The organism is Pseudoalteromonas sp. TP27 (assembly GCF_056470645.1).
This window is the reverse complement of the sequence record NZ_JARDAK010000005.1, coordinates 265588-272095: the sequence shown is the minus strand read 5'-3', so window position 1 is coordinate 272095 and position 6508 is coordinate 265588. Positions and strand designations below refer to the sequence as shown.

4 protein-coding genes are annotated in these 6508 nt (G+C 39.9%); all 4 read right to left on the bottom strand.

The window, feature by feature from the left end; all coding sequences use genetic code 11:
* Positions 1-33: 33 nt before the first annotated feature.
* The 4 genes from PX700_RS09005 to clpX all read right to left on the bottom strand — a co-directional run bounded on the left by PX700_RS09005 (position 34) and on the right by clpX (position 6385).
* Positions 34-1935 (bottom strand): SurA N-terminal domain-containing protein, encoded by a 1902-nt coding sequence (locus PX700_RS09005; RefSeq protein ID WP_479520521.1) that lies wholly within the window; start codon positions 1933-1935, stop codon positions 34-36.
* A 171-nt stretch (positions 1936-2106) separates the two neighbouring features.
* Positions 2107-2403: an HU family DNA-binding protein gene (locus PX700_RS09000; RefSeq protein ID WP_290192505.1), complete on the bottom strand. Its 297-nt coding sequence runs from the start codon at positions 2401-2403 to the stop codon at positions 2107-2109.
* 177 nt (positions 2404-2580) lie between these two features.
* Positions 2581-4950, bottom strand: a complete 2370-nt coding sequence (lon, locus tag PX700_RS08995; protein ID WP_479520520.1) for an endopeptidase La — start codon at positions 4948-4950, stop codon at positions 2581-2583.
* Between the two features lie 151 nt (positions 4951-5101).
* Positions 5102-6385: an ATP-dependent protease ATP-binding subunit ClpX gene (gene clpX, locus PX700_RS08990; RefSeq protein WP_002958344.1), complete on the bottom strand. Its 1284-nt coding sequence runs from the start codon at positions 6383-6385 to the stop codon at positions 5102-5104.
* Positions 6386-6508: the final 123 nt, after the last annotated feature.

The following is a 6508-nucleotide window of genomic DNA, read 5'->3' as shown; positions in this document are numbered from 1 at the left end:
TTAAAAAGCGCCTTTCTTTATGAACTAAATTAATTACTCAACAGTTTGTGTAGCCGTTGGTAAGTTAAGTTCAGCATTGGCTTTAAGCGCTTCAATAAATACCATGTAGTTTTTATTAGCTTGCGCCATAGTAATGCTTTGTTTTGCTTGAGGGTCAATGTTAGCTGCAACTTGTGCATCTGTTACCGACTTAAGCGCAACAATTGCTGCATCACCATTATTTAAATTAACAAGCTCAACTACCGCAGAATCTGCTGGGTGAGCCATTTTAAATGCTTGAGTCACAATAGCAGGTGAAACAGTGTAGCTTTGACGTGTTAACTGCGCTTCTTGACGCACCGTCAAGCTTTGCTCGTTTGCTACATCGTTTAAGCTCTTACCTGCTTGTACTTCTGCAAATAAGCTACGCGCTTTTTCTTTAGCAAGCTCAGATGATTTTTCATTAACTAAACGCGCTTTAATTTGCTCGCTTACTTCATCCAGCGCTTTAGTAGCAGCAGGTTTATGCTCGTTAATACGAACAATAATTGCATGCTCCTCACCAAGCTCAATAACTTCAGAGTTTACTTTATCTTCAAGTAAATCAACTGATGTTAGTGCTGTTACAACTGCAGGGCTGTTTAAAGGCTCCGGTAGAGCATTAAGTGCTAAAAGAGGTGTAGATTTAACTTCCACTTCAGCAACTTCTGCAGCGTCGTCTAAGCGGTCTGAAATTTCAAATGCAAGTGCGCCCATTTCTGTTTGCTTTTCGTAAAACGCATCTACTTTTTCAGCTTGTTCTAATTCAGCACGTAAGTCAGCTTTAACATCGTCATACGCTTTAACTTGTTGTGGTTGAATGTCTGTCAATTTAATTATGTGATAACCAAACTCAGAAGCAACAACCTCAGAAATATCACCTTTGTTTTGCAGTGCGAAAGTCGCGTCTTCAAATGCAGGGTCCATTACGTCACGTTCAATCCATTCAAGGTCGCCGCCCATTTCGCCACTAACGATATCGTCAGATGATGATTGCGCTAACTCAGCAAAGTCTGCACCTTGCTCTAGTTGTGCATGAAGTGCATTGGCTTTTTCTTTAGCTGCGTCATCGTCTTCACTGTTATCAATTAAGATATGTGATACGCGGCGCTTTTCTGGCTCAACATATTGTGCTTTATTTTGCTCGTAATACGCTTTAACGTCATCCTCGGTTACCGATTCAACATTAATATCTGCTGCTTTAAGCTCAATATAACTTACTGAGATAAGCTCTGGAGACAAAAATTGTGATGCGTTTAGGTCGTAGTAATCAGACACTTCTTGATCTGATACTTCAACGTTCGCGGCAAGCGCTTCTTTGTTTACTACTACATAATCAATACTACGAGTTTGCTGCTGTAGAGCAATTGCACTTTTAAGCTCGCTCTCTAGTGCAAAGTCTGTACCTGCAACAGCCGATACTACTTGGCTGCGTGTCATATCTTTACGTAAGTATTCACGAAAAGCATCTGGTTGAAAGTTCATTTGACGAATTACTTGTAAGTAACGATCGTTATTAAACTTTTCACCAATTTGAAAGTACGGTAGTTCTAAAATTGTTTTACGTACACTTTCGTCGCTTACGCGAAGGCCTAAATCAGCCGCTAGCTGTGATTGCAATTCTTGTTGTACTAAGCGGTCAACTACACCTTGGCGAATTTGCGCCATGTAATTTGGATCAGCGGCAATTTGTGTAAAATATTCACCAAATTGTTGCTCTAAACGGCTACGTTCATTTTGGTAAGCACGGTTAAAATCGGTTTGACTAATTTTAATTCCATTTACTTCAGCAACGGGTTGTTCTGTGGTTTGACCTAAGTAACTACCGATCCCTGCTAAGGCAAAAGATAAAATCACCGCGCCTAAAATTATTTTGGCTACAGGTCCTTGCGAACCTTCTCTGATTTTCTCAAGCATTTGTTTATCTCTTTTTGATCAAGGTATTTTACCTTGTCACATGTAAAAAAAGCGTATCTTACCAGATACGCTTTTTCACTTGAAGTAACTGGCGGTAAAGTTACTTAATTCATCTGTTGTGGTGAATCAGTAACTTTACACTCGCCATAACTAATGTGTTTAAAACAGTGATTAGTTTACTGCGTCTTTAAGCGCTTTACCGGCTTTAAAAGCAGGAATAGTTGCAGCAGCAATTTGGATTGTTTCACCAGTTTGCGGGTTACGGCCTGAACGTGCAGCACGGTCACGTACTGAGAAAGTACCAAAACCAACAAGTGCAACTGAGTCGCCTTCTTTTAGCGCGCCAGATACAGATTCGATGAATGAATCTAGTGCACGACCTGCAGCCGCTTTAGAAATGTCAGCATCAGCTGCGATTTGATCGATTAATTGAGATTTATTCACAATATCATCCTCTTTCATTGTTATTATCAAGAGCGATGGTTTTTTAAACTAACATCACTATTTTGAAAATTTTAGAGCAAACTTTTAATGCTCACATGATTATATTTTTCTTAAGCCTACGCCCCATAAGGGCTAGGCTTGAAAACCAGTGCTTAACTTATCATACCGTTTAGATTTGAAAAGCCCTAAAAAGCACTTTTTTTAGCTTTTTTCTTGGTTTTTAGGTGTTTCGACCGAAAAACTCTCAACAGGATGCACTAAAGCAAGCTTTAACACCTCGTCAATCCAAGTAACTGGGTGAATATCCAAGCCTGCCAGTACGTTTTCTGGGATCTCTTTTAAGTCACGTTCGTTAATTTTTGGAATGATGACTGTTTTAATTCCACCACGATGCGCTGCCAATAATTTCTCTTTTAAGCCACCAATAGGAAGTACTTCACCACGTAGCGTAATTTCACCGGTCATTGCAACATCTGCTCGTACAGGATTACCTGTTAAGCTAGATACAAGACCCGTTACCATTGCTGCGCCCGCACTTGGACCATCTTTTGGTGTAGCGCCCTCAGGTACGTGTACGTGAATGTCACGTTTTTCGTAAAAATCGCTGTTAATACGAAATGTATCTGCACGATTACGTACTACCGTCATTGCCGCTTGAATCGACTCTTGCATTACATCGCCCAGTGAACCGGTATAGGTAAGTTTACCTTTACCTGGTACAGCTGCACATTCGATTGTTAGCAAATCACCGCCAACTTCTGTCCATGCTAAACCTGTAACTTGACCAATACGGTCGCCATCTTCAGCTTTACCATAATCAAAGCGTTGTACACCTAAAAAGTCTTCTAGGTTATCTTGATTGATAGTTACTGTTTTAGTGTCTTTTTCAATTAAGATATTTTTAACTGCTTTTCGGCATAACTTTGAAATTTCGCGCTCTAAATTACGTACACCCGCTTCACGCGTGTAGTAACGAATAATGCCAATAATTGCACTATCCTCAATTTCAATCTCATGCTCTTTTAAGCCATTGCGCTTAACTTGCTTGGTGATTAAGTGTTCTTTTGCAATGTTTAGCTTTTCATCTTCGGTGTAACCCGATAAGCGAATAACTTCCATACGATCCAATAATGGACCAGGAATATTAAAGCTATTTGATGTAGCTACAAACATAACATCAGATAAATCGTAATCAACTTCAAGGTAGTGATCTGCAAAGTGACTGTTTTGCTCAGGATCAAGTACTTCTAAAAGTGCTGATGCTGGGTCGCCACGCATGTCTGATGACATTTTGTCGATTTCATCTAACAAGAACAGTGGATTTTTAACGCCCACTTTAGTCATGTTTTGAATTAGCTTACCTGGCATAGAACCGATATAAGTACGACGATGCCCACGAATTTCAGCTTCGTCGCGTACGCCGCCAAGCGCCATACGAATATATTTACGACCAGTAGAACGCGCAATAGATTGACCTAATGACGTTTTACCCACACCTGGTGGGCCCACTAAACACAAAATTGGCCCTTTAAGCTTATTAGTACGCTGTTGTACCGCGAGGTACTCTAAAATACGTTCTTTAACTTTATCTAAGCCATGGTGATCGCTATCAAGGATTTTTTGTGCGCCTGCTAAGTCTTTCTTCACTTTAGAGCGTTTTTTCCATGGCACATTAATTAACGTGTCGATGTATGAGCGCACTACGGTAGCTTCTGCAGACATTGGCGACATCATTTTAAGCTTATTAAGCTCTGTGGTCGCTTTTTCTTGTGCTTCTGTTGGCATACCTGATTCTTCGATGCGCTTTTTAAGTGCTTCAAATTCGTCAGGTACATCGTCAAGTTCACCAAGCTCTTTTTGAATGGCTTTCATTTGCTCGTTGAGGTAATACTCGCGTTGAGATTTTTCCATCTGCTTTTTAACGCGGGTACGAATTTTCTTCTCAACTTGCAGTAAGTCTATTTCGCCTTCCATTAATGCCATTAAATATTCAAGACGTTCTGTCACGCTTGAAATTTCTAGCACTTTTTGCTTTTCAGGTACTTTTAATGGCATGTGTGCAGCCATTGTATCGGCTAAGCGCGCAGGCTCATCGATACCTGAAACTGAAGTTAGTACCTCAGGTGGAATTTTTTTATTAAGCTTTACATAGCCTTCAAACTGGCTAATCGCGCTGCGAATAAATACATCTTGCTCTTGCTCATCAATTAAATCAGATTCAATAAATTGAGCATTAGCAACAAAGAAGTCATCATTATCAACAAAGTCTTCAATTTGCGCGCGCTGTGTACCTTCCACTAAAACTTTTACTGTACCGTCTGGTAATTTTAATAACTGAAGTACAGTGGCAATAGTCCCGATACGATAAATATCATCTTGTTCTGGTTCATCTACAGTTGCATCTTTTTGTGCAACCAAGAAAATTTGTTTGTCTTTGTCCATTGCCGCTTCTAGGCATTTTATTGATTTTTCACGGCCTACAAAAAGCGGGATCACCATGTGCGGGTATACCACAACATCGCGCAGTGCTAGGACTGGGATTTCGACTCGGTCGGTTCTCTCAAGCGTCATTATAGTTTCTCTTCGCACTTCATTTATTTTAAAGATTACTCAAGTATATGGGGATAACCTAATTAAAGTTCAACAATTTTCCCTTACTCGATTAAATTAATTATAAAAAAAGGAGCCTAAGGCTCCTTTTTTCATTCAAATAGCTTAAAAACTATTCTGATGCGGCTTTATCTTGTTTATTATTTTCATAAATCAAGATTGGGTCTGACTCACCTTTAATAACGGTTTCATCAATAACCACTTTGCTTACGTCATCCATTGAAGGAAGCTCGTACATAGTATCAAGCAATACACCTTCAACGATTGAACGAAGACCACGTGCACCAGTTTTACGCTCCATTGCTTTGTGTGCAATTGCAGCTAAGGCATCATCGCGGAACTCAAGTTCAACGTCTTCCATACCAAACAATACTGAAAACTGTTTAGTAATCGCGTTTTTAGGCTCACTCAATATTTGCACAAGAGCAGCTTCGTCAAGTTCTGTTAACGTAGCAACTACCGGCAAACGACCTATAAACTCAGGAATTAAGCCGTATTTAACTAAATCTTCTGGCTCTACGTCTTTAAATGTTTCACTTAAAGAGCGGCTCGCCGCAGACTCTTTTACGCTAACGCCAAAACCGATACCGGTATTTTTATGGCTGCGTTGCTCAATTACTTTATCTAAGCCTGAAAATGCACCACCACAAATAAACAAGATTTTAGATGTATCTACTTGTAAAAACTCTTGTTGTGGATGTTTACGACCACCTTGCGGTGGAACCGAAGCAACGGTGCCTTCAATCAGTTTAAGTAGCGCCTGTTGAACGCCCTCGCCCGATACATCACGTGTAATTGACGGGTTATCTGATTTACGAGAAATTTTGTCAATTTCATCAATGTAGACAATACCGCGTTGCGCTTTTTCAACATCGTAATCGCACTTTTGTAAAAGCTTTTGAATGATGTTTTCAACATCTTCACCTACATAACCTGCTTCGGTTAATGTAGTAGCATCGGCCATAGTAAACGGCACATCAAGTAGACGCGCTAACGTTTCTGCAAGTAATGTTTTACCACTACCTGTTGGGCCGATAAGCAAAATATTACTTTTACTTAATTCAATGTCTTGCTTAGTCGATTGATTGCGCAGGCGCTTGTAATGGTTGTATACCGCTACAGACAATACTTTTTTAGCATGGTCTTGACCAATAACGTAATCGTCTAAGTGTTTACGAATTTCTTTTGGTACAGGTAGTTTGTCAGACGTATCATGCTTAGGAGCAATGTCTTTGATCTCTTCCCTGATAATATCGTTACACAACTCTACACATTCATCACAAACGTATACTGAAGGGCCTGCAATTAATTTACGCACTTCATGTTGGCTTTTGCCACAAAAAGAGCAGTATAACAATTTATTACTTTTGTCGCCGTCTGTAGGAGTGTCAGACATTCAGCTACCTCATTTTATTACGTTGGCCACCAAAATTATTGGCGGCTATTTCAATACGCTTTAACTATACCAAAATTTATTGATTTCCGCATAGTAACTCTAAGTAGTAAGCAGGCAACCTGC

Excerpts from the sequence above, each read along its gene's own strand:
- PX700_RS09005 (WP_479520521.1), bottom strand. The coding sequence starts at position 1,935 with ATGCTTGAGAAAATCAGAGAAGGTTCGCAAGGACCTGTAGCCAAAATA.
- lon (WP_479520520.1), bottom strand. The coding sequence starts at position 4,950 with ATGACGCTTGAGAGAACCGACCGAGTCGAAATCCCAGTCCTAGCACTG.
- clpX (WP_002958344.1), bottom strand. The coding sequence starts at position 6,385 with ATGTCTGACACTCCTACAGACGGCGACAAAAGTAATAAATTGTTATAC.